The sequence below is a fragment of the Pseudomonas sp. LBUM1657 genome, assembly GCF_059716075.1.
Genome location: NZ_CP166799.1, coordinates 2,849,156 through 2,872,707, shown reverse-complemented (window position 1 = coordinate 2,872,707; position 23,552 = coordinate 2,849,156). Strand labels below are relative to the sequence as shown.

The window sequence follows — 23,552 nt, the reverse complement described above, 5'->3', positions numbered from 1 at the left end:
TTCTGAGCTTCCACTTTCCGACGCCGACAGGAGCCCAGCATGCCCGCAACCGTTCTGGTACTGGTTGAAACCATCAATGATTACCTGCCCATTCTCGAACATCAGGGCTTTCACCTGATTCTCGCACCCACCCCTGCCGAACGTGCAGAAGCCATTGGCCGCCATGGCGCTCAGATCGACGCCGTACTGACCCGCGGCCCCTTGGGCTTGTATGCCGATGAAATCGCCAGGTTGCCCCATCTCAAGATCATCTGTGTGATCGGCGCCGGTTATGAACACGTCGACCTGCAAGCCGCCGCGGACCGAGGCATCACCGTCACCAATGGTGCGGGGGTCAATGCCTCCTCGGTCGCCGACCATGCCATGGCGATGCTCCTGTCGCTGGTGCGCGACATCCCCCGCTGCGACGCCGCCGTGCGCCGGGGCGAGTGGCCGAAAATCATGCGCCCTTCCCTGGCCGGCAAACGCCTGGGCATCCTTGGCCTCGGTGCCGTCGGCATGGCGATCGCCAAACGGGCCGCCAACGGCTTCGATATGTCGGTCAGTTACCACAACCGCCAGCATCGAAGCGACGTGCCCTACAGCTTCTGCTCGACGCCCACCGAACTGGCTCGGGCCTCGGACTTTTTGATCGTCGCCACCCCCGGTGGCCTGGGCACCAAACACTTGATCAACCGACCGGTGCTCGACGCTCTGGGCCCCAACGGATTCATCGTCAATATTGCCCGGGCCAGCGTGATCGTCACCGCCGACCTGATCTGCGCGCTGGAGCAACGGCGGATCGCCGGCGCTGCGCTGGATGTCTTCGATGCCGAACCGCAAGTGCCGGATGCACTCAAGCTGTTGAGCAACGTGATTCTCACCCCGCATGTTGCCGGGCTGTCGCCCGAGGCCACCCAAGGCACCGTGGAGCTGGTGGGTCGCAATCTGGTGGCGTTCTTTTCTGGCGACCCGGTGCTCACGCCCATAGACCTGCCGGCCAGCGAGATAAAGGCAGTGCTATAAGGGTGATTCAAACAGGTGTATCAAAAGCAATGATTGCCCGGCAACACGCTCACCTATAAGGGCCGTTCGTGGTTGTGGGTGCCGGGTGCGCGCATTAGATTAGCCAATAGTCTCAGGCCTCCAGAATAAGCAGAAGGGATAAGCATGGCGCTTACTGACCAGTCCACCCGTATCCGCACCGGCGAAGAACTCGATGCCAGCCTGATCGATCCGTACCTCAAGGCCCATATTCCGGGTCTCAGTGGTTTGCCTGCAATCAGCCAGTTTCCCGGGGGTGCGTCCAACCTCACCTACTTGCTGGAATACCCGGAGCAGGAGTTCGTCCTGCGTCGCCCGCCGTTTGGCCACAAGGCCAAGTCCGCCCACGACATGGGCCGCGAATTTCGCATCCTCAATCAGCTTCGGGACGGCTTTCCGTATTGCCCCAAAGCTTACGTGCACTGCACCGATGAATCGGTGATCGGCGCCGAGTTCTATGTGATGGAACGGGTCAAAGGGATCATCCTGCGCTCCGAACTGCCGACGGAACTGGGTCTGGATTCCGCGAAAACCGAAACCCTGTGCAAGAGCTTCATCGACAAGTTCGTTGAGCTGCACCGGGTCGACTACAAGGCCTATGGCCTGGGCGACCTCGGCAAACCCGAAGGTTATGTGGCGCGCCAGATCAAAGGCTGGAGCGAGCGCTACGAAAAAGCCCTGACCCCGGACGCGCCGCAGTGGGAAACGGTCAAAGCCTGGCTCAACGACAAGATGCCGGCCGATCACCCGACCTCCAGCATCGTTCACAACGACTACCGCTTCGACAACGTGATCCTCGACCCGGACAACCCAATGCAGATCATTGGCGTACTCGACTGGGAACTCACGACCCTTGGCGATCCGCTGATGGACCTGGGCAACACCCTCGCCTACTGGATCGAGGCCGGTGATCCGGCGCCGGTGCAACTGATGCGCCGTCAGCCGAGCCATGCCCCGGGCATGCTGACCCGCCGTGAGTTCGTCGATTACTACGCAGAGCGCTCAGGCATCCAGATCGACAATTTCGACTTCTACTACACCTACGGCCTGTTCCGCCTGGCCGGCATCGTGCAGCAGATCTACTACCGCTTCTTCCATGGTCAGACCCAGGACAAACGCTTCGCGCAGTTCATTCACATGAACAAACTGCTGGAGCAAATGAGCTTGCAGGTCATCCAGAAATCCAGCCTCTGATCGCGCCACAGGCCCCCAATAACAAGGAAAACCCATGTCCAAGACTCAGTTGTTCGACCTCGACGGCAAGATCGCTTTCGTGTCCGGCGCCAGCCGCGGTATCGGTGAAGCCATCGCCAAACTGCTGGCCCAGCAAGGCGCCCACGTGATCGTCTCGAGCCGCAAACTCGACGGCTGCCAGCATGTGGCCGACGCGATCATTGCTGCAGGTGGTAAGGCCACGGCTGTTGCCTGCCACATCGGCGAAATGGAACAGATCACTCAAGTGTTCGCCGGCATCCGCGAACAGTTCGGGCGCCTGGACATTCTGGTCAACAACGCCGCGACCAACCCGCAGTTCTGCAACGTGCTGGACACCGACCTCAGCGCTTTCCAGAAAACCGTCGATGTGAACATCCGCGGCTACTTCTTCATGTCGGTGGAAGCCGGCAAGCTGATGCGCGAAAACGGCGGCGGCAGCATCATCAACGTGGCCTCGATCAACGGCATCTCGCCGGGGATCTTCCAGGGCATCTACTCAGTGACCAAAGCGGCGGTCATCAACATGACCAAAGTGTTCGCCAAGGAATGCGCGCAGTTCGGCATCCGCTGCAACGCCCTGCTGCCGGGCCTGACCGACACCAAATTCGCCTCCGCGCTGGTGAAGAACGACGCGATCCTGAAAACGGCGTTGCAGCAGATTCCGTTGAAGCGTGTGGCGGACCCGAGTGAAATGGCGGGCGCGGTGCTGTACCTGGCCAGCGATGCCTCCAGCTACACCACGGGCGTTTCCCTGAACGTGGACGGTGGTTTCCTGTCCTGATCCGGTGTTTTGAATAAAAAGAAAGGCAGCCGATTGGCAAATGCCGGTCAGTTGATGCAGAACCTGTGGGAGCGGGCTTGCTCGCGAAGACGGAGTGTCAGTCGATATTAATGCTGACTGATACACCGCTTTCGCGAGCAAGCTCTCTCCCACATGGATTGCGTTTAACTGATCGGTCATTTGCCGATTGGCTGCCTTTTTTTGTCGACCCTCAATAAAGTAATTTAATTCTATAATTTGCATATACCGAATATTTATTCCATAAATAGCCTTCCTGGAAACAAAACCCAAAGGACCCCGGCTATGCACGAACTCGGTATCGGACTCATCGGCACAGGCTTCATGGGGCGCGCCCATGCCCTGGCGTTTCGCAATGTCAGCGCAGTCTTCGAATTACCCCTGAAACTCAAACTCGCAGCCCTGGCCGATGCCGACCCGCAGCGCGCCCGGCATTGTGCCGATGCCTGGGGTTTCGAAACCGCCCACAGCGACTGGCAACAATTGATCGATGATCCTAAGGTCAATCTGATCGCCATCACCACACCCAATCACCTGCACTACCCCATGGCCATGGCTGCGCTGGCTGCCGGCAAACCGGTGTATTGCGAAAAGCCCTTGGCGGTGAATCTGGAGCAGGCCAACGCCATGCGCCTGGCGGCCAAAGCCGCGGGCGTGGTGACGCGGGTGGGTTACAACTACCAGCACAACCCGATCATCGGCCTGGCGCGCGAACTGATTCAAAACGGCGAGCTGGGGCAGATCATCAGTTTTCAGGGTGAGTTCAGCGAAGACTTCATGGCCGATCCTGCTTCACCCTGGTCCTGGCGTTGCGACGCCGCGCATGCCGGTGGTGCGCTGGCGGATCTGGGCAGTCATTTGCTGGCGATGGCTCGTTACCTGGTGGGCGACGTGGAATCGGTATGCGCGGATACCCAGACCGTGCATGGGCAACGCCCCGCCACCGCCGGCGGCCAGGAGCAACGCGACATCGCCGTGGACGATCAGGTCCACGCCCTGCTGCGATTTGCCAATGGCGCGCGAGGTACGTTCAGCAGCAGTTGGCTCAAGCACGGTTACAAGAACCACCTGAGTTTTGAAATCAGCGGCACCCAGGGCACCCTGGCGTTCGATCAGGAACGCCTGAATGAACTGCGTCTGTATCGCGCCGGAGAAGAAGGCTTCCAGCGCTTGCTGGCGGGGCCGAACCTGCCAGGTTACGCGGCGTTCAGTCCGGCTGCCGGGCATCAACTGGGCTACAACGAACTCAAGACCTTGGAGGTCCATGATCTGGTGATGGCGTTGACCGGGGTCAATCAAGGGGGAACGGATTTCGAGCAGGCGTGGGAAGTCGAACGCCTGGCGACGGCGATTCGCCTGGCAGCGCGGGAGTCGCGGTGGGTCAGGATCGAGGAAGTCTAAACAAACACTCAGCGGGTGCCGCCAGCAAAAAAAACACTGGCGGCACCCACAAACAGATGGACGCTTACTGAGTGACACAACGCGTCAGGGTGGTGACCCGGGTCACCTCCCCTTCAGCTTTCATGTCACCCTGCACATCGGTAGTTTCCGAAGTATCACAGGTCCGCTGGGGAGCTGGCGGCGGCGCGGCGGGAGGTGGCGGAGGCGGACTGGCACAGCCGCTGAGAATCGCTGTGAAGAATGCAAACGACAGTGGAGCGAAAACGCGTTTCCCAAGACTTTTCATAGGATGACCCGCGATAAGTGATCGATACCTTCGTGTGACAACAAAACAACACCGGAAAGTTCACGGGTCGGTCACAGAAAAATCACTTTCACATCAATTATCGATAGCCGAGCACCCTGCCAGCACCCGAAAACAAGGCTTTCCTGCGTCCTTGCAGCCCTCTAAAACGACAGTAAGACGCCAGTGCCTACGACGTTTCGGAACGATGCAAACCATTGCTCTCAAGTTCGTAGCGCAACTCTTCAACCAACGCCGTCACCGCCTCCGGTGACCTGAGCCTTGCCACATTCAATCCACTGACCACCAAGTCCACTTGGCCGGACACCGGATGGTAGAGCTTCACCGTCAACGAATTATCCCCCGTGAGCGTGCAGTCACAGGCCAACGGCGAAAAACTCCGCTCCAGTTGCATACGTAATTGCGCTAGATAAATCATCCCGATTCACCCTGCCAACAGCACGAAATCAACCGCACTGATGAACTGCTCGCTACTCATGTGACTGTTCCTTTAGCTGTTTCGAAGAGGACGCAATACCCGACCCGAAGACCTGTATCGCACCCTTACAGCCTAAGAACTGTAGCACCCTGCCAGAACATCAATTTGCACCCTCCCGCTTAGTGCATTTGCACCTTACTGCTGGCCCTTGGGTCGCCACTCGGTAGAGAACAATCCACGCTCGCGCGCCCAGACAATCGCCTCGCTGCGACTATGAACATCAAGCTTGGAATACACCGTCGATACGTGATTGCGCACCGTATTGGGCGCCAGTTTCAGCCGCGCGGCGATTTCCTTGTCGGCCAGGCCTTCGCAGATCAGGCCGAGCACATCGCGTTCCCGAGCCGTCAGGTCGGTGAAGGACACACTGGGCAATTTCGGTGATTTGACGTGTTTCACGTTGGCGAGTTTTTCGATCAGCGTGCGGCTGAACCACGAGGCATCTTTCATCACCTCTTCAATCGCCGACACCAGTTCCAGCTCCGTGCGTTTTCGCTCGCTGACATTCATCAACACCAGCAAGTAGCACGGGTTGTCCTGAATGTTCACGGTGTCGGCGGAGACGGCGCAATCGATCTCCTCGGCGTCTTTTTTACGCACACGAACATCGACGCGGTCCAGGCTTCCGGTTTTCTCCAGCGCCGCGAACAGCCGGGTACGCGCGCCTTTGTCCTGGATGAAATCGATCTGCGCGATGGTCTTGCCGAGCACTTCTCCGCTGGGATACGCGAAGGTATCGAGGAACGCTTCGTTGACATCCATCACCACCTGATCGCCGGCATTGCACACCAGGATCGGCACAGGGGTCAGGCGAAAAGCCTTGGCAAAACGCTCCTCACTCTGACGCAGGGCGACTTCGGCCTTATGCCGGGGCTCCACGTCGACAAACGAAAACAGCATGCACGGCTCGTCGTTGAGCTCGAGCGGCTGACCGGCGACGATCACCTGCTTGTTGCCACCGCCACACAACTGCAGCTCCGCCTGCATTTGCGGAATGGTCACCCCTTCGCGCAGCCGCTGCTTGGCCAGGTCTTTGTTTTCAGCCCCCTCCAGCACGTCCAGTTCGTAGGTCGAACTGCCGATCACTTGATCCCGGGCATAACCGGTCATTTCCAGGAAGCCCGGGTTGACTTTGATGTAGCGCAAATCGCTGAGGCGACAGATCACCGCCGGGGCGGGGTTGGCGTTAAACGTCTTCTCGAAACGCTGCTCGGCACTGGCCCACTCGGTGACATCGTCCATGATCAGCACCAGCGATTCCGGCTCACCGCGACTGTCAGCCAGCACCATGCTGCGCACGCTGTGGACCCAGGTGCGCTCTTCGTCATCGACCGGGGTCAGTTCAACCAGCACATCGCTGAAGGTCTCGCCGCGGGCAACGCGATTGATCGGATAGTTGTCGGCCGGGACCGGATGATTGTTGCGATAGCGCAGGGTGAAGCGCTTGGCGTATTCCCCGACATTCACCCCCAGGTCGCTGACCTGCTCGACGCCGTGCATGGCCAGCGCGGCGTCATTGGCCCAGAGGATGGTCTGGTCGAGCTCCAGCAGAATCACCCCATCGGACAGCCCGGCGATGATCTGCTGTAACTGACGGCGATTGGTTTCGGTGGTCAGGACGTCCTGGCTCATTGGATCTCCACGGGTACGGCGGCGCATTGCCGCGCCGGCCTGTGAAGTTACGACCGCTGGGGGTGCCGATAGTGCAAACAACCACCAGTGGAAGCGGGCTTGCTCGCGAAGGCGTCATGTCAGGCGACATTGATGCTGGATGTCACGGCCCCTTCGCGAGCAAGCCCGCTCCCACAGGATTTGTGTCACTGCACGGGCAACGAATCCCGCAACGCCGCCAACTGTTCTCCAGCGCGCGTCACAGGTTTCAGGCAGCCAATTGACCGCTGGCAATCGCCGCCGAAGCCGAGAGCATCGCCCGCAGCAAAACCGCGCACCCGGCCGCCAAATCATCCGGCGCGGCGTTTTCGATTTCGTTGTGGCTGATGCCGCCTTCGCACGGCACGAAGATCATCCCGGCCGGGCCGAGTTCGGCGAGGAAGATTGCGTCGTGCCCTGCTCCGCTGACGATGTCCATGTGCGACAGGCCCAGGCCTTGCGCCGCACCGCGCACCGCGTCGACGCAGCCCTTGTCGAAATACAGCGGCGGGAAGTCGGCAGTGGGTGTCAGTTCGAACGTCAGGCCGTGCTCATCGCAGGTGGTTTCGATGACCTCGCGGACTTCGGCGATCATCGAGTCCAGTCGTGCCGGTTCCAGATGCCGGAAGTCGAGGGTCATGCGCACTTCACCGGGGATGACGTTGCGCGAGCCCGGATACGCTTGCAGGCAACCGACGGTGCCGCAGGCGTGGGGTTGATGGCCGAGGGCGGCGCGGTTTACGGCGCCGACGATGACTGACGCACCGACCAGGGCATCCTTGCGCAAGTGCATCGGGGTCGGGCCGGCGTGGGCTTCGACGCCGCGCAGTTTCAGGTCGAACCATTTTTGCCCGAGGGCGCCCATCACCACACCGATGGTTTTGCGTTCGTCCTCCAGAATCGGCCCTTGCTCGATGTGCGCCTCGAAATAGGCACCGACCGCGTGACCACTGACCTTGCGCGGGCCGGCGTAGCCAATCGCGTTCAACGCTTCGCCGACAGTCACGCCTTCGGCATCGACCTTGGCCAGGGTTTCTTCGAGGGTGAATTTCTCCGCGAACACACCGGAGCCCATCATGCACGGGGCGAAGCGCGAACCTTCTTCGTTGGTCCAGACCACCACTTCCAGCGGCGCCTCGGTTTCCACGCCGAGGTCATTGAGGGTGCGCAGCACTTCGACCCCGGCCAGCACGCCAAAGCAGCCGTCGAATTTGCCCCCGGTGGGTTGCGTGTCGATGTGACTGCCGGTCATCACCGGGGGCAGGTCCGGGTTGCGGCCGGGGCGGCGGGCGAAAATATTGCCGACGGCATCAATGGTGACGGTGCAGCCGGCCTCCTCGCACCAGTTCACAAAAATGTCCCGGGCCTGGCGGTCGAGGTCGGTCAGGGCCAAGCGGCAGACGCCGCCCTTGACCGTGGCGCCGAGCTTGGCCAGGTCCATGAGCGACTGCCACAGGCGATCGCGGTTGATGTGCTGATGGGTGGACTGCAGAACGTCTACAGCAGCGTTCATGGTGATCTCCTCAGGCAGTTGTTATAGGTTTCTTCAGGCAAATCCTTGGTGTGTATGAGGCCGCCTTCGCGAGCAAGCCCGCTCCCACAGGGGAACGCATTTCATAATGTGGGAGCGGGCTTGCTCGCGAAGAGACCGTCCCTCACACCGGAGATTTCGCGACAGACGGGCTCGGACGCACAACGCACAACCCGTAATAAATCAGCCCGCCCAGGGCCGAGCCGGTGAACCAGCCGTAGCTGTAGAACCAGCTGAATGCATCGCTGCCCAGTGACAACAACGTCAACACCACCGGTACGCCGAAGGCGATGAAGCCGAACCAGTTCCACGCCGGGTAAACGTCGTCACGGTAAAGGCCGGCCAGGTCCAGTTGCTGTTTCTTGATCAGGAAATAGTCCACCACCATGATCCCGGCGATCGGCCCCAGCAGGCTGGAATAGCCCAGCAACCAGTTGGAATAGACCGTTTCCAGACTGATGTCGGAGACAATCAGCCCGAGCTTTTTCAGCAGTTCATGGCCCATCAACAACAGCCCGACCACACCGGTCAGGATCACCGCCGTGGTCCGGTTGATGACTTTGGGCGCGATGTTCTGGAAGTCGTTGGTCGGCGACACGATATTGGCCGCAGTGTTGGTGGACAGCGTGGCGATGATGATCAGCGCCATGGCCAGTGCCACCCACACCGGGCTCTGGATATGACCGATCAGCGTGACCGGATCGGAGACCGTGACGCCCACCAGTTTCACCGACGCTGCGGTCATCACGACGCCGAGTGCAGCGAACAGGAACATCGTCAGGGGCAAGCCGATGATCTGCCCGATAATCTGGTCCTTCTGGCTTTTTGCGTAGCGACTGAAGTCTGGGATGTTCAGGGACAAGGTGGCCCAGAACCCGACCATGGCGGTCAACCCGGCAGCGAAGTAACTGACCACGCTGGCCCCTTCCGGACGCTTGGCCGGGATCGCCAGCAACTCGGTCATCGACACGTTCGGCATGGCCCACACCAGCAGCCCCAGACCGACCAGCACCAACAGCGGCGCAGACAGGACTTCCAGCCACTTGATCGACTCGGCGCCGCGGATCACCACCCACAGGTTCAGCGTCCAGAACACCATGAAGCCGATGACTTCACCGGTGCCACCGAGGGATTTCCAGCCCTCGAACACCGAGCCCAGAAACAAGTGGATGGCCAGCCCGCCAAACATTGTCTGGATGCCGAACCAGCCGCAGGCCACCAAGGCACGGATCAAACACGGAATGTTGGAGCCGAGGATGCCGAAGGACGAGCGCAGCAACACCGGAAACGGGATGCCGTACTTGGTGCCGGGAAACGCGTTCAGGGTCAGGGGGATCAGCACGATGATGTTGGCAAATAGAATCGCCACCAACGCTTCGCCAACGCTCAGACCGAAATAAGCGGTGAGCACGCCGCCGAGGGTGTAGGTCGGCACGCAGATCGACATGCCGACCCACAATGCAGTGATGTGCCATTTGTTCCAGGTTCGTTCGTGCACCTTGGTCGGTGCCATGTCGTGGTTATAACGGGGACTGTCGAGGACGTCGCTGCCGGCTTCGAGCTCGAACAAGCCGTCGCGCTCGGTCACTTGCGATCTGATCTGTTGCATGGCCGCTCCACTGTTCTTTTGATTATTTTTGCTCATCAGGGGCTGGCGCCAAGGAGCGCGAGCCGGACGATGGCCGGAGAAACTGACAACTTTTACGGACCGGCCAAGGTGTCAGCGGCGGCATCAATAAACGTGCCGGGTGCCCCGCTTGCGCATCGGGCAGTGCCATAAAAACTTTGTAATCAACTGATGTTTATCAGTTTTATTTATTCAACCATTGAATCCCCGGTGACTTGCCACATCACTCAGGCCGAATGCCAGGCAAGTTGTCCGAACAGTCAGGACTCAATCTGGTGCATCAAACTTTTTTTCAACGTTGCGCATCAACCATAGACCATCCTCAAGCAGCTGATTTCTCATAGAAAATCTCGTCTATTTTTGGAACCTGTCAAGTGCGTCAAAATGGTGAAAGGGCTCACCATTTTGGTGATTTTCAGTTTTAATCTTTATTTATCAATTGGTTAAATAAGTAATAAGCTTATAAAAAATATTCTTGCTGATTCCTTGAACTCAGACTAGCTTCTATTCCTGACAGCGCTGACAGGAATACACCTGTTTGCGTCGGCTTCATATAAAACATTTAGAACCGGCACAAGTCGGTCATTGCCTGCGAGGAACTCGGAATGTCTCTGTTGATCCGTGGCGCCACCGTTATTACCCATGATGAAAGTTACCGTGCTGACGTCTATTGCGCCGACGGCGTGATCAAGGCCATTGGTGAAAACCTTGATGTTCCCGCTGACGCCGAAGTGCTCGACGGCAGTGGCCAATACCTGATGCCCGGCGGCATCGATCCACACACGCACATGCAACTGCCCTTCATGGGCACCGTGGCCAGCGAAGACTTTTTCAGTGGTACGGCGGCAGGTCTGGCCGGTGGCACCACGTCGATCATCGACTTCGTGATTCCCAACCCGCAGCAATCCCTGATGGAAGCGTTTCATCAGTGGCGCGGCTGGGCGGAGAAGTCGGCCTCGGATTACGGTTTCCACGTCGCCATCACCTGGTGGAGCGAGCAGGTCCGCGAGGAAATGGCCGAGCTAGTCAGCCAGCACGGGGTCAACAGCTTCAAGCATTTCATGGCCTACAAGAACGCGATCATGGCAGCCGACGACACCCTGGTGGCGAGTTTCGAGCGTTGCCTGGAACTGGGCGCGGTACCCACTGTGCATGCGGAAAACGGCGAGCTGGTCTATCACCTGCAACGCAAGTTGATGGCCCAGGGCATGACCGGCCCTGAAGCGCATCCGCTGTCGCGTCCTTCGCAGGTGGAAGGCGAAGCCGCGAGCCGGGCCATCCGCATTGCCGAAACCCTGGGCACGCCGCTGTACCTGGTGCATGTCTCGACCAAGGAAGCCCTCGACGAAATCACCTACGCCCGCAGCAAGGGTCAACAAGTCTATGGCGAGGTATTGGCCGGGCATCTGTTGCTGGACGACAGCGTCTACCAACATCCGGACTGGCAGACTGCGGCCGGTTACGTGATGAGCCCGCCCTTCCGTCCTCGCGGCCATCAAGAAGCGCTTTGGCACGGACTGCAATCGGGCAACCTGCACACCACCGCCACCGACCATTGCTGTTTCTGCGCCGAGCAAAAAGCTGCTGGCCGGGACGATTTCAGCAAGATCCCCAACGGCACCGCCGGTATTGAAGACCGCATGGCGGTGCTCTGGGATGAAGGGGTGAATACCGGGCGTTTGTCGATGCAGCACTTCGTTGCCCTCACCTCCACCAACACCGCGAAGATCTTCAACCTCTATCCGCGCAAGGGTGCGATCCGCGTTGGCGCCGATGCGGATCTGGTGCTGTGGGACCCGGAAGGTACGCGGACGATTTCAGCCAAGACCCATCACCAGCAAGTCGACTTCAACATCTTCGAAGGCAAGACCGTGCGCGGTGTACCGAGCCACACCATCAGCCAGGGCCGACTGGTCTGGGCCGATGGTGATCTGCGCGCCGAGCGTGGCGCCGGTCGGTATATCGAGCGGCCGGCGTATCCGGCGGTGTTTGATTTGCTGAGCAAGCGGGCTGAGCTGAACAGGCCGGTTGCCGTCAAGCGCTGAGATCGAGGCCTACGGCCTTCGCGAGCAAGCCCGCGCCCACAAGGAAACGCAGTTCAAATGTGGGAGCGGGCTTGCTCGCGAAGAGGCCGGCCCAGACAACACAAAAACCAATGCCCATCAGAGGCAGCACCTCAATAACCGTGAGGCCAATACCGTGATCAAGTCCCTGAACCACCTCCCGCATTCCCACGAGAATGCGGCCGCCCTCGCCGGCCATTTCACTGATCTGGCGCCGCCACTCAACGATCGTCAGGCCCATCTGGAAGCCTCGCGCTGCCTGTATTGCTACGACGCGCCGTGCGTGAATGCCTGTCCCAGCGACATCGACATTCCGTCGTTCATCCGCAATATCCATCAGGAAAACGTTCAGGGCGCCGCGCAGAAAATCCTTTCGGCGAACATTCTCGGCGGCAGTTGCGCCCGGGTTTGCCCGACGGAAATTCTTTGCCAGCAAGCCTGCGTGCGTAACAACGACCATGAGTGCGCACCGGTGCTGATCGGCTTGCTGCAACGCTACGCCGTAGACAACGCGCACTTCAGCGAACACCCGTTCCCCCGTGCGGCGGCCACCGGCAAACGCATCGCCGTGGTGGGTGCCGGTCCGGCCGGACTGTCCTGCGCTCACCGCAGTGCGATGCATGGCCACGACGTGGTGATTTTCGAAGCACGGGAAAAGGCTGGCGGCCTCAACGAGTACGGGATCGCCAAGTACAAACTGGTGGACGATTACGCGCAAAAGGAACTGGATTTTCTGCTCGACATCGGCGGCATCGAAATCCGCCACGGACAGAAACTCGGTGAAAACCTGACCCTCAGCGAACTGCACCAGCAATTCGACGCGGTGTTCCTCGGCCTCGGCCTGGCCGCCAGCAAACAACTGGGCCTGGCTCACGAGGATGCGCCCGGTCTGCTCGCCGCCACCGAATACATCCGCGAACTGCGCCAGGCCGATGACCTGACTCAACTGCCGGTCGCTGACCGCTGCATTGTCCTTGGCGCCGGCAACACGGCTATCGACATGGCGGTGCAAATGGCGCGTCTGGGGGCGCATGACGTCAATCTGGTGTACCGCCGCGGTGTCGAGGACATGGGCGCCACCCACCATGAACAAGACATCGCCAAGGCCAATCAGGTGCGGCTACTGACTTGGGCTCAACCCGAAGAAGTGCTGCTCGACGATCAAGGCCAGGTACGCGGCATGCGTTTCGCCCGCACGCACCTGGTAGATGGACGCCTGCAAACCACCGGCGAAACCTTCGAGCTGGCTGCCGATGCGGTCTTCAAAGCCATCGGCCAAGCCTTCGACGCCGACGCCCTTGCCGACCCACTGGCCCGCGAACTCAAGCGTCAGGGCGACCGAATCCAGGTGGACGAACAGCTGCGTACGAGCATCCCCGGCGTGTATGCCGGCGGCGACTGCACCAGCCTCGATCAGGACCTCACCGTGCAAGCGGTGCAGCACGGCAAGCTGGCAGCCGAAGCCATCAACGCCCAACTCATGCTCAACGTGGAGGCTGCGTAAATGGCCGATCTCTCGATTGTCTTCGCCGGCATCAAAGCCCCCAATCCGTTCTGGCTGGCCTCCGCGCCACCGACCGACAAAGCCTACAACGTGGTCCGCGCCTTCGAGGCCGGCTGGGGTGGCGTGGTCTGGAAAACCCTGGGGGAAGACCCGGCGGCCGTCAACGTGTCGTCGCGGTATTCAGCGCATTTCGGCGCCAACCGTGAGGTGGTGGGTTTCAACAACATTGAGCTGATCACCGACCGTTCGCTGGAGATCAACCTGCGGGAAATCACTCAGGTCAAAAAGGACTGGCCGGACCGCGCGCTGATCGTGTCGCTGATGGTGCCTTGCGTCGAAGAGTCCTGGAAACACATCCTGCCGCTAGTGGAAGCTACCGGCGCCGACGGCATCGAGCTGAACTTCGGCTGCCCCCACGGCATGCCGGAACGCGGCATGGGCGCGGCGGTCGGCCAGGTGCCCGAATACGTCGAGCAGGTCACCCGTTGGTGCAAGACCTATTGCTCGCTGCCGGTGATCGTCAAGCTCACGCCGAACATCACCGACATCCGCGTCGCCGCCCGCGCGGCGCACCGGGGCGGTGCCGATGCGGTGTCGCTGATCAACACCATCAATTCGATCACCAGCGTCAATCTGGAACGCATGGTCGCCAATCCCGCCGTGGGCAGCCAAAGCACCCATGGCGGGTATTGCGGTTCGGCGGTCAAGCCGATTGCCCTGAACATGGTCGCGGAAATCGCCCGTGACCCACAGACCCAAGGCCTGCCGATCTCCGGCATTGGCGGCATCGGCAGCTGGCGTGACGCGGCGGAGTTCATTGCCCTGGGCAGCGGCTCGGTGCAGGTGTGCACCGCGGCAATGCTGCATGGTTTCCGGATTGTCGAGGAGATGAAGGACGGTTTGTCACGCTGGATGGACAGTCAGGGTTACGCCAGCGTGGCGGATTTTTCCGGGCGTGCGGTGGGCAATACCACCGACTGGAAGTACCTGGACATCAACTATCAGGTGATCGCCAAGATCGACCAGGAGGCCTGCATCGGCTGCGGTCGCTGTCATATCGCGTGCGAAGACACCTCGCACCAGGCAGTTGCCAGCCTCAAGCAGGCGGACGGCACGCGCAAATATGAAGTGATCGATGATGAGTGCGTGGGCTGCAACCTGTGCCAGATCACCTGCCCGGTGCAGGATTGCATCGAGATGGTGCCGATGGAGAACGGCAAGCCGTTTCTGGATTGGAATCATGATCCGCGCAACCCCTACCATGTCGCCCTCTGAGGCAGGTGCTGACTGAACTGACGCCTTCGCGGGCAAGCCCGCTCCCACATTGGAATGCGTTTCAAATGTGGGAGCGGGCTTGCTCGCGAAGAGGCCTGCAGCCACACCGCCCTTTTCAAGGCTCCAACCCAATTCCCCGCAAAATCACACTCGTCACCGTCTGCACCGCCCGTTCGAACTGCATGTCCGACAACGGCTGGTGATCATTCAGAATATTCACCTGATGATCGAAGTCGGCGTAGTGCTGGGTCGAGGCCCAGATCATGTACAGCAGGCTCGACGGTTCAACCGGCAGGATGCGTTTGTCGTCCACCCACTGGCGAATTTTCGCTTCTTTCATCTTGGCCCAGTCGTACAGGCTCTCGTCCAGTGCCGCGCCCAGGGTCGGCGCGCCATGGATGATTTCATTGGCCCAGACTTTGGAGCCGTAAGGCCGGCTGCGGGAGTGGTTCATCTTGGCGCGGATGTAGCTGCTGAGCACCACGCGCGGGTCGTCAAACATCTCGAAGCACAAGGCGTCCTGCTTCCAGACTTCCAGCAGATCGAACAACACCGCGCTGTACAGCTCGGTCTTGGTGCTGAAGTAGTAATGCAAATTGGAACGCGGCAGTTGCACTTCGGCGGCGATGTCCGCCATGGCGGTGCTGCCGAAACCTTTTTCGGCGAAGACTTTTTCAGCCCCCAGCAGAATTTTCTCGACGTTACTGCGGCGAATCTCGATCTTGTGATTGCCCATGAGGGCTCCCTGACTACAGCGTTGGTCAAGACTAGCACCCGCTCTACGTCGCGGCGACAGGGGAAAACCAAACTTCGTACATCTCGGTTCGCGCAGGTAAACTGAGCGCCTCTTCGAATCTGCCTCAGAGGTATTCACCGATGCAGCTCAACAAAGCCCTGACCTCCTTCGTCCTCCTCGGCTCGCTGTTCGCCGCCTCGTCGGTGTTTGCCCACGCGCATCTGAAAAGCCAGACCCCGGCCGCAGACAGCACGGTGAGCGCACCGTCGCAGCTGCGCCTGGTGTTTTCCGAAGGCGTTGAAGCAACCTTCACCAAAGTCAGCATCACTAAGGACGGCGCCGATGTGCCGGTCAAAAATCTCGCCACCGAAGGCACTGACAAGAAGACGTTGATCGTCACTCCGGCTGCACCGTTGGCGGCTGGCGATTACAAAGTCGAATGGCACGCCGTGTCGGTCGACACCCACAAAAGCGAAGGTGCGTACCGCTTCAAGGTTGGTCAGTAATTCATGACGAGCGCGATGGTGCTGTGCCGTTTCCTGCATTTCACCGTGGTGCTGATGCTGTTCGGGGCCTGGGTCTTCAAGCCTTTGCTGTTGGGCCGTGAGGCGGTGCTGGATCACCCTCTGGCGCGAGTCACTCGCTGGCTCGCGGCGGTGGCATTGGTCAGCGGCATCGGCTGGTTGCTGCTGATCACCGCCAGCATGGCGGGATCGTGGAACGCAGCATTCGATCCGTCGACCCTGCGCCTGGTGTTGGGCAATACGTTTTTCGGTCAGGTCTGGACCTGGCATATGCTGCTCAATGGTTTACTGGTGGTGTTGCTGCTGACGCCATTACGCACCAGCCTGCCCTTGCGCATCACCCTGAGCGGCCTGTTGCTGGCCACCCTGGCCCCGGTCGGTCATGGCGCAATGCTCGACGGCCTCAACGGCCAACTGCTGATCCTCAATCAGATCATTCACCTGATCTGCGTCGGCGCCTGGCTCGGCGGTTTGATGCTGTTGGTGATGATCCTTCGGCAACCGGCCGGGCATGCCGTCGGCGCGATATTGCAACGTTTCAGTGGCATCGGTTATGCCTTGGTCGCGGGGTTGTTGATCACCGGTTTGATCAATGTGCGGGTACTGACCGGTGCCTTCTGGCCGACGCCGTTGCTGTCCGGGTTCGCGTTGATTCTGTTGATCAAGGTGGTACTGGTCGCCGCGATGCTGGGCCTGGCGTTGTTCAATCGGTTGCGGATCAACGGCTGCGAGCAGCGCCTGACGACATTGCGCGCCAGCGTGATGCTGGAGTGGCTGCTGGGGATCGGCGCAGTGGCGGCGGTTTCTTTGCTCGGCACCCTGCCCCCGATGATCAGCGGCTGAAACGCAAATCCAACTGTGGGAGTGGGCTTGCTCGCGAAAACGGTCGAACATTCAACATTGATGTCGGCTGGTACTCCGCTTTCGCGAGCAAGTCCGCTCCCACAGGTTTTCATCGGCCTACCACTGCCCCGGTTAAGTCATCGTATAACTTCTGATTGACATTCCCTGAACCCCTCGCAAATAATCGCCCCCAATGTTGTACGACGACGTATGACAAAAATAAAAACAATAAAGAAATAGGGAGCGTCACAGTGAGCCAGCTCGTCCGCAATTCCTCCGTTTGCACCCCTCGCCCGACCCTTGCACGCCGTCATACCCTCGGCCTGATCGGCTGCAGCAGCCTGTTCTTCGCACTGCCCATGACCGGCAATGCCGAAGGCTTCGTTGATGACACCAAGGCCACGCTGAACCTGCGCAACGCCTACTTCAACCGCAACTTCACCAACCCGGCCTATCCCCAGGGCAAGGCTGAGGAATGGACGCAAAGCTTCATCCTCGATGCCAAGTCCGGGTTTACCCCAGGACCCGTCGGTTTCGGCGTGGATGTGCTGGGCATGTACTCGCAGAAGCTCGACGGCGGTAAAGGCACCGGTGGTACACAGTTGCTGCCGATTCATGATGACGGCCGTCCTGCCGACAACTTCGGCCGTTTGGGCGTGGCGCTGAAAGCCAAGGTGTCGAAAACCGAATTGAAGGTCGGTGAATGGATGCCGGTGCTGCCGATTCTGCGCTCCGACGACGGCCGCTCACTGCCGCAAACGTTCCGCGGTGGACAGATTACCTCGACAGAGATCAACGGCCTGACGCTCTACGGCGGTCAGTTCCGTGGAAACAGCCCCCGTAACGACGGGAGCATGGAAGACATGTCCATGAACGGCAGGGGCGCGTTCCTTTCGGACCGCTTCAACTTCGGCGGTGGTGAATATGCGTTCAACGAAAAACGCACTCAGGTCGGTGTCTGGTACGCCGAACTGACCGACATTTATCAGCAGCAGTATTTCAACCTGAGCCACAGTCAGCCCATGGGCGACTGGACCCTGGGCGCCAACCTCGGCTTCTTCAACGGCAAGGAAGACGGCAGCGCCCTGGCCGGCGACATGGACAACAAAACCACGTTCGCCATGCTCTCCGCCAAGTACGGCGGCAACACCTTCTATGTCGGCCTGCAGAAACTCACTGGCGACACCGGCTGGATGCGCGTCAACGGCACCAGCGGCGGCACGCTGGCCAACGATAGTTACAACGCCAGTTACGACAACGCCAAGGAAAAATCCTGGCAGGTGCGTCACGACTACAACTTCGTCGCCCTCGGCATTCCCGGCCTGACCATGATGAACCGCTACATCAGCGGCGATAACGTGCACACCGGGGCGATCACCGATGGCAAGGAATGGGGCCGCGAATCGGAACTGGCCTACACCGTGCAAAGCGGCGCACTGAAAAATCTCAACGTGAAATGGCGCAACGCGACCATTCGCCGGGATTTCAGCACCAATGAATTCGACGAAAACCGAATCTTCATCAGCTACCCGCTCTCGTTGTTGTAAGGCGTTTTATCTGCCCCGCTGATAGGTCGTTATCACAATGATCTATTTCAGCGGTTGGTCGAATTGAGTCCTGGACGACCCTCCGTCAATTTCCACCAAAGTCGCGTTGACAAGAGCGGGAAAGGCTAACGATACTTCGATCCAGTCATACGACAACCTACAACAAAACAAATAACAATGAATGCATGCTCAGGGATTGCCATGACGACTACTTCCACAACTCGCACCCCTTTCAATCGCCTGCTGCTGACCGGTGCTGCCGGTGGCCTTGGCAAAGTCTTGCGCGAAAGCCTGCGGCCTTATGCCAAGGTGATTCGCCTGTCAGACATCGCCGACATCACCCCGGCCCTTGATGATCGCGAAGAAGTCGTGCCCTGCGACCTCGCGGACAAACAAGCAGTGCATCAACTGGTCGAAGGCGTGGACGCGATCCTGCACTTCGGTGGTGTGTCGGTGGAGCGCCCGTTCGAAGAGATCCTCGGTGCCAACATTTGCGGCGTGTTTCACATCTACGAAGCCGCGCGCCGGCATGGCGTAAAGCGGGTAATTTTCGCCAGCTCCAACCACGTGATCGGCTTCTACAAGCAGGACGAAGTCATCGACGCCCACTCCCCTAGCCGCCCGGACGGCTACTACGGCTTGTCCAAGTCCTACGGCGAAGACATGGCCACGTTCTACTTCGACCGCTATGGCATCGAGACCGTCAGCCTGCGCATCGGCTCTTCGTTCCCGGAACCGCAGAACCGCCGAATGATGAGCACCTGGTTGAGCTTCGACGACCTGACGCAATTGCTCGAACGCGCGCTGTACACCCCTGACGTCGGCCACACCGTGGTGTACGGCATGTCCGACAACAAGCAGATCTGGTGGGACAACCGCCTCGCGAACCACTTGGGCTACCAAGCCCGGGACAGCTCCGAAGTGTTCCGTGACAAAGTCGAAGCCCAGCCGATGCCGGCCGCCGATGATCCGGCCCGCATTTACCAGGGTGGCGCCTTCTGCGCGGCCGGCCCGTTTGGTGACTGAGCCCGCACACTTCACTTGATCCCCACAACAAAAACCCAAGCGAATGAGTTGCCATGCAAGCCGAATTGATTGTCGATGCCCGAAATGCGGTCGGTGAAAGCCCGGTGTGGGTGCCTGAGGAAAACGCCCTGTACTGGGTCGATATTCCCGCCGGGGGCCTGCAACGCTGGAGTGCCGAAACCGGTCATGTCCACGCCTGGACAGCCCCGGAAATGCTCGCCTGCATCGTGCGTCACAGCGACGGTGGCTGGGTAGCCGGAATGGAAAGCGGGTTTTTCCATCTGCACCCGCACAACGATGGCAGCCTCGACAGCGAGTTGCTTGCACACGTCGACCATGCCCGCCCGGACATGCGCCTGAACGATGGTCGTTGTGATCGTCAGGGGCGTTTCTGGGCCGGCAGCATGGTGCTGAACATGGGTGCCAATGCTACCGACGGCACACTCTATCGCTACAGCGCCGGGCAAACCGGACCGCTTGAGGCCCGGCTTGGCGGATTCATCGTGCCCAACGGCCTGGCGTTCAGCCCGGACGGACGGACGATGTACCTGTCCGATTCACACCCGTTGGTCCAGCACATCTGGGCCTTCGACTACGACCCGGCAAGCGGCACGCCATCCAACCGCCGAGTGTTCGTCGACATGAATCAGTTCCCCGGCCGCCCCGATGGCGCCGCCGTCGATGCCGAAGGCTGCTACTGGATTTGCGCCAACGACGCCGGGCTGATTCACCGCTTCACCCCCGACGGCCGACTGGACCGTTCTCTTGCCGTACCGGTGAAGAAGCCGACCATGTGCGCCTTCGGCGGCAGCCAACTGGACACCCTGTTCGTGACCTCGATCCGCCCCGGTGACGACCATGACGAACAGTCACGGGCCGGCGGCGTGTTCGCCCTCAATCCTGGCGTGAAAGGTTTGCCAGAACCTGCGTTCAACCCTTCGCTGTAACTGCTTCTGCTGCGCCTTGAATACAAAAATAACAAGACTGGAGAGACAACCCATGGACTTCAAACGCACCTTGCTCGCCGCTGCACTCCCACTGGCTTTCACCCTCAGCAGCGCCGCCCAGGCGTTGGAAATCAAATTCGCCGACATCCACCCTGCCGGTTATCCGACCGTGGTGGCCGAGGAACAGCTGGGCAAAACCCTGGTCGCCGACAGCGGCGGCAAACTGACTTTCAAAATGTTCGCCGGCGGTGTGCTCGGCTCGGAAAAAGAAGTGGTCGAACAGGCCCAGGTCGGCGCCATCCAGATGGCTCGGGTCAGCCTCGGGATTGTCGGGCCGGTGGTGCCGGACGTGAACGTGTTCAACATGCCGTTCGTGTTCCGTGACCAGGCGCACATGCGCAAAGTCATCGATGGTGAAGTCGGCGACGAGATCCTCTCCAAAATCACCGATTCCGAATTCGGTTTGGTCGCCCTGGCCTGGATGGACGGCGGCACACGAAACATCTACACCAAGAAACCGGTGCGCAGCCTCGCCGACCTCAAGGGCATGAAAATCCGTGTGCAAGGCAACCCGATGTTCATCGAGACCATCAATGCCATGGGCGGCAACGGCATTGCAATGGACACTGGCGAGATCTTCAGCGCCTTGCAGACCGGCGTGATTGACGGCGCGGAAAACAACCCGCCGACCCTGCTCGAACACAACCATTACCAGAACGCCAAGTTCTACAGCCTGACCGGCCACCTGATCTTGCCCGAGCCGATCGTGATGTCGAAAATCACTTGGGACAAACTCACCCCCGAGCAGCAAGTGCTGGTGAAGAAAACCGCCAAGGCCGCACAGGCGCAGGAGCGTACCCTGTGGGACGCAAAATCGGCCAGCAGTGAAGAAAAGCTCAAGGCTGCCGGCGTCGAGTTCATCACCGTCGATAAGAAACCTTTCTATGAGGCCACCGCTTCGATCCGCGAAAAATATGGCGCGCCTTATGCCGACCTGATCAAGCGCATCGAAGCCGTTCAATAACCCTCTGTTGCATTTATGAAAGGCCCGGCGCGACTGACGTGGGTGTAGGTCAGTGCGCGCCCGGTTACGGTGGAACCCGATGAAGAATTTGCTGCTGCGTATCAACGACAGGATTTACATGACCTGCATCTGGGTGGCCGGCCTGTCGATCCTGACCATTTCCCTGATCATTCCCTGGGGCGTCTTTGCCCGTTACGTCCTTGGCACCGGTTCAAGCTGGCCGGAGCCGACCGCGATCCTGCTGATGATGGTCTTCACTTTCATCGGCGCGGCGGCCAGCTATCGCGCCGGTGCGCACATGGCCGTGGCCATGGTGACCGACCGCATGTCACCCGGGCAGCGCAAGGTATGGAGCATCGTCTCGCAACTGTTGATGGCGACCATTTGCCTGTTCATGACCATCTGGGGCACCAAGCTGTGCATGTCCACCTGGAACCAGTTCATGAGTTCCCTGCCGACCCTGCGCGTGGGCATCACCTACATGCCGATCCCCGTGGGCGGCCTGCTGACGTTGATCTTTGTCCTGGAAAAACTCTTGCTCGGTGACCAGAGCAACCGTCGGGTCGTGCGTTTCGACCTGGTTGAAGAAAGCGAAGGTGCCGCATAAATGGACGCTTTGATTCTGATTGGCAGTTTTCTCGCTTTGATCATGATCGGCATGCCGGTCGCTTACGCCTTGGGTCTTTCCGCGCTGATCGGTGCGTGGTGGATCGACATTCCGTTCCAGGCCGTGATGATTCAGGTCGCCGGTGGCGTGAACAAATTTTCCCTGCTGGCCATTCCGTTCTTCGTGCTGGCCGGCGCGATCATGGCCGAGGGCGGCATGTCCCGGCGACTGGTGGCGTTTGCCGGCGTGCTGGTCGGGTTCGTGCGCGGCGGTCTGTCACTGGTCAACATCATGGCCTCGACGTTCTTTGGCGCGATTTCCGGTTCCTCGGTGGCTGATACGGCGTCGGTAGGTTCGGTGTTGATTCCGGAAATGGCACGCAAGGGCTACCCACGCGACTTCGCCACCGCCGTGACGGTCAGCGGCTCGGTGCAAGCGCTGCTGACCCCGCCAAGCCACAACTCGGTGCTCTACTCGTTGGCCGCTGGCGGTACGGTGTCGATCGCGTCGCTGTTCATGGCCGGCGTGGTGCCGGGCCTGTTGATGAGCGCCTGCCTGATGGTGCTGTGCCTGATCTTCGCCAAAAAGCGCAACTACCCCAAGGGCGAAGTCATTCCCCTCAAGCAAGCGCTGAAAATCTGCGGTGAAGCGATGTGGGGCCTGATGGCCATGGTGATCATTCTCGGCGGTATTCTGTCGGGCATTTTCACCGCCACCGAATCAGCGTCCATCGCGGTGGTCTGGTCCTTCTTCGTGACCATGTTCATCTACCGCGACTACAAGTGGAGCGAGCTGCCCAAACTGATGCATCGCACGGTGCGGACGATTTCGATCGTGATGATCCTGATCGGCTTCGCCGCCAGCTTCGGCTACATCATGACCCTGATGCAGATCCCGTCGAAGATCACCACGATGTTCCTGACCCTGTCGGACAACCGTTACGTGATCCTGATGTGCATCAACTTCATGCTGCTGTTGCTCGGCGCAGTGATGGACATGGCGCCGCTGATCCTGATCCTCACGCCAATCCTGCTGCCAGTGATTCTGGGCATTGGCGTGGACCCGGTGCACTTCGGCATGATCATGCTGGTGAACCTGGGGATCGGTTTGATCACACCGCCGGTGGGCGCGGTGCTGTTTGTGGGCTCTGCCGTGGGCAAGGTCAGCATCGAAAGCACCGTCAAAGCGCTGCTGCCGTTCTACGGCGTGCTGTTCCTGGTGTTGATGGCCGTGACCTACATTCCGGCGCTGTCGTTGTGGTTGCCGCGTTTGGTGTTGTAACAACTGTACCCCTCCGTCAGACGAGGGGTACACGCATCCTTGTGGGAGCGGGCTTGCTCGCGAAAGCGGTCTGTCAGTCAGCCAATATGTTGAATGTGATTCCGTCTTCGCGAGCAAGCCCGCTCCCACAGGCTTCGCCAGCTGCTA

20 protein-coding genes are annotated in these 23,552 nt (G+C 59.8%); 15 read left to right on the top strand and 5 right to left on the bottom strand.

Translation table 11 applies throughout. From position 1 onward, the window contains the following. Positions 1-39: 39 nt before the first annotated feature. From ACA055_RS13285 to ACA055_RS13270, 4 genes are all read left to right on the top strand, one after another. On the top strand, positions 40-1,005 hold the full coding sequence (locus ACA055_RS13285) for a 2-hydroxyacid dehydrogenase (protein ID WP_497684051.1): 966 nt from the start codon (positions 40-42) through the stop codon (positions 1,003-1,005). A 144-nt stretch (positions 1,006-1,149) separates the two neighbouring features. Then, the gene (locus ACA055_RS13280) at positions 1,150-2,217 is read left to right on the top strand and encodes a phosphotransferase family protein (RefSeq protein WP_497684050.1); all 1,068 of its coding nucleotides are present in this window, start codon (positions 1,150-1,152) and stop codon (positions 2,215-2,217) included. A gap of 34 nt (positions 2,218-2,251) precedes the next feature. Further along, on the top strand, positions 2,252-3,019 hold the full coding sequence (locus tag ACA055_RS13275; protein WP_497684049.1) for an SDR family oxidoreductase: 768 nt from the start codon (positions 2,252-2,254) through the stop codon (positions 3,017-3,019). A 303-nt stretch (positions 3,020-3,322) separates the two neighbouring features. Next, complete coding sequence (locus ACA055_RS13270) at positions 3,323-4,438, top strand: Gfo/Idh/MocA family protein (RefSeq protein ID WP_497684048.1); 1,116 nt, start codon at positions 3,323-3,325, stop codon at positions 4,436-4,438. A gap of 473 nt (positions 4,439-4,911) precedes the next feature. On the opposite strand, the gene ACA055_RS13265 is transcribed toward ACA055_RS13270, so the two are convergent. The 4 genes from ACA055_RS13265 to ACA055_RS13250 form a co-directional block, all read right to left on the bottom strand. Then, positions 4,912-5,160, bottom strand: coding sequence for a DUF1652 domain-containing protein (locus ACA055_RS13265; protein ID WP_497684047.1), 249 nt, complete (start codon positions 5,158-5,160; stop codon positions 4,912-4,914). A gap of 195 nt (positions 5,161-5,355) precedes the next feature. Further along, positions 5,356-6,852 carry a PAS domain S-box protein gene (locus ACA055_RS13260; RefSeq protein ID WP_497684046.1) on the bottom strand — a complete coding sequence of 499 codons (1,497 nt, stop codon included), beginning with the start codon at positions 6,850-6,852 and terminating at the stop codon, positions 5,356-5,358. A 247-nt stretch (positions 6,853-7,099) separates the two neighbouring features. Continuing rightward, complete coding sequence (locus ACA055_RS13255; protein ID WP_497684045.1) at positions 7,100-8,383, bottom strand: Zn-dependent hydrolase; 1,284 nt, start codon at positions 8,381-8,383, stop codon at positions 7,100-7,102. A 142-nt stretch (positions 8,384-8,525) separates the two neighbouring features. Further along, positions 8,526-10,010: an NCS1 family nucleobase:cation symporter-1 gene (locus tag ACA055_RS13250; RefSeq protein WP_497684044.1), complete on the bottom strand. Its 1,485-nt coding sequence runs from the start codon at positions 10,008-10,010 to the stop codon at positions 8,526-8,528. A gap of 623 nt (positions 10,011-10,633) precedes the next feature. Between ACA055_RS13250 and hydA the strand changes: the two genes are divergently transcribed. The 3 genes from hydA (at position 10,634) to preA (ending at position 14,870) form a co-directional block, all read left to right on the top strand. Beyond that, positions 10,634-12,073 carry a dihydropyrimidinase gene (gene hydA, locus ACA055_RS13245; protein ID WP_497684043.1) on the top strand — a complete coding sequence of 480 codons (1,440 nt, stop codon included), beginning with the start codon at positions 10,634-10,636 and terminating at the stop codon, positions 12,071-12,073. Between the two features lie 154 nt (positions 12,074-12,227). Then, positions 12,228-13,595, top strand: a complete 1,368-nt coding sequence (locus ACA055_RS13240; RefSeq protein ID WP_497684042.1) for an NAD(P)-dependent oxidoreductase — start codon at positions 12,228-12,230, stop codon at positions 13,593-13,595. After that, a complete protein-coding gene (preA, locus tag ACA055_RS13235; RefSeq protein WP_497684041.1) occupies positions 13,596-14,870 on the top strand; it encodes an NAD-dependent dihydropyrimidine dehydrogenase subunit PreA in 1,275 nt (424 codons plus the stop codon). It abuts the gene before it with no gap. Between the two features lie 115 nt (positions 14,871-14,985). Here the strand turns inward: preA and ACA055_RS13230 are convergent, their stop codons facing one another. Continuing rightward, positions 14,986-15,606 carry a TetR/AcrR family transcriptional regulator gene (locus ACA055_RS13230; RefSeq protein ID WP_497684040.1) on the bottom strand — a complete coding sequence of 207 codons (621 nt, stop codon included), beginning with the start codon at positions 15,604-15,606 and terminating at the stop codon, positions 14,986-14,988. 140 nt (positions 15,607-15,746) lie between these two features. On the opposite strand from ACA055_RS13230, the gene copC reads away from it, so the two are divergent. From copC to ACA055_RS13190, 8 genes are all read left to right on the top strand, one after another. Beyond that, positions 15,747-16,112 carry a copper homeostasis periplasmic binding protein CopC gene (gene copC, locus ACA055_RS13225; RefSeq protein ID WP_497684039.1) on the top strand — a complete coding sequence of 122 codons (366 nt, stop codon included), beginning with the start codon at positions 15,747-15,749 and terminating at the stop codon, positions 16,110-16,112. A gap of 3 nt (positions 16,113-16,115) precedes the next feature. Beyond that, on the top strand, positions 16,116-16,973 hold the full coding sequence (copD, locus tag ACA055_RS13220) for a copper homeostasis membrane protein CopD (RefSeq protein WP_497684038.1): 858 nt from the start codon (positions 16,116-16,118) through the stop codon (positions 16,971-16,973). 251 nt (positions 16,974-17,224) lie between these two features. Further along, positions 17,225-18,520, top strand: coding sequence for an OprD family porin (locus ACA055_RS13215; RefSeq protein WP_497684037.1), 1,296 nt, complete (start codon positions 17,225-17,227; stop codon positions 18,518-18,520). 201 nt (positions 18,521-18,721) lie between these two features. Then, positions 18,722-19,546 (top strand): NAD-dependent epimerase/dehydratase family protein, encoded by an 825-nt coding sequence (locus ACA055_RS13210; RefSeq protein WP_497684036.1) that lies wholly within the window; start codon positions 18,722-18,724, stop codon positions 19,544-19,546. Between the two features lie 53 nt (positions 19,547-19,599). Then, complete coding sequence (locus ACA055_RS13205; protein ID WP_497684035.1) at positions 19,600-20,493, top strand: SMP-30/gluconolactonase/LRE family protein; 894 nt, start codon at positions 19,600-19,602, stop codon at positions 20,491-20,493. A 52-nt stretch (positions 20,494-20,545) separates the two neighbouring features. After that, positions 20,546-21,517: a TRAP transporter substrate-binding protein gene (locus ACA055_RS13200; RefSeq protein WP_497684034.1), complete on the top strand. Its 972-nt coding sequence runs from the start codon at positions 20,546-20,548 to the stop codon at positions 21,515-21,517. A 79-nt stretch (positions 21,518-21,596) separates the two neighbouring features. Further along, positions 21,597-22,124, top strand: coding sequence for a TRAP transporter small permease (locus ACA055_RS13195; protein ID WP_497684033.1), 528 nt, complete (start codon positions 21,597-21,599; stop codon positions 22,122-22,124). Then, positions 22,125-23,405, top strand: a complete 1,281-nt coding sequence (locus ACA055_RS13190) for a TRAP transporter large permease (protein WP_497684032.1) — start codon at positions 22,125-22,127, stop codon at positions 23,403-23,405. Positions 23,406-23,552 lie beyond the last annotated feature (147 nt).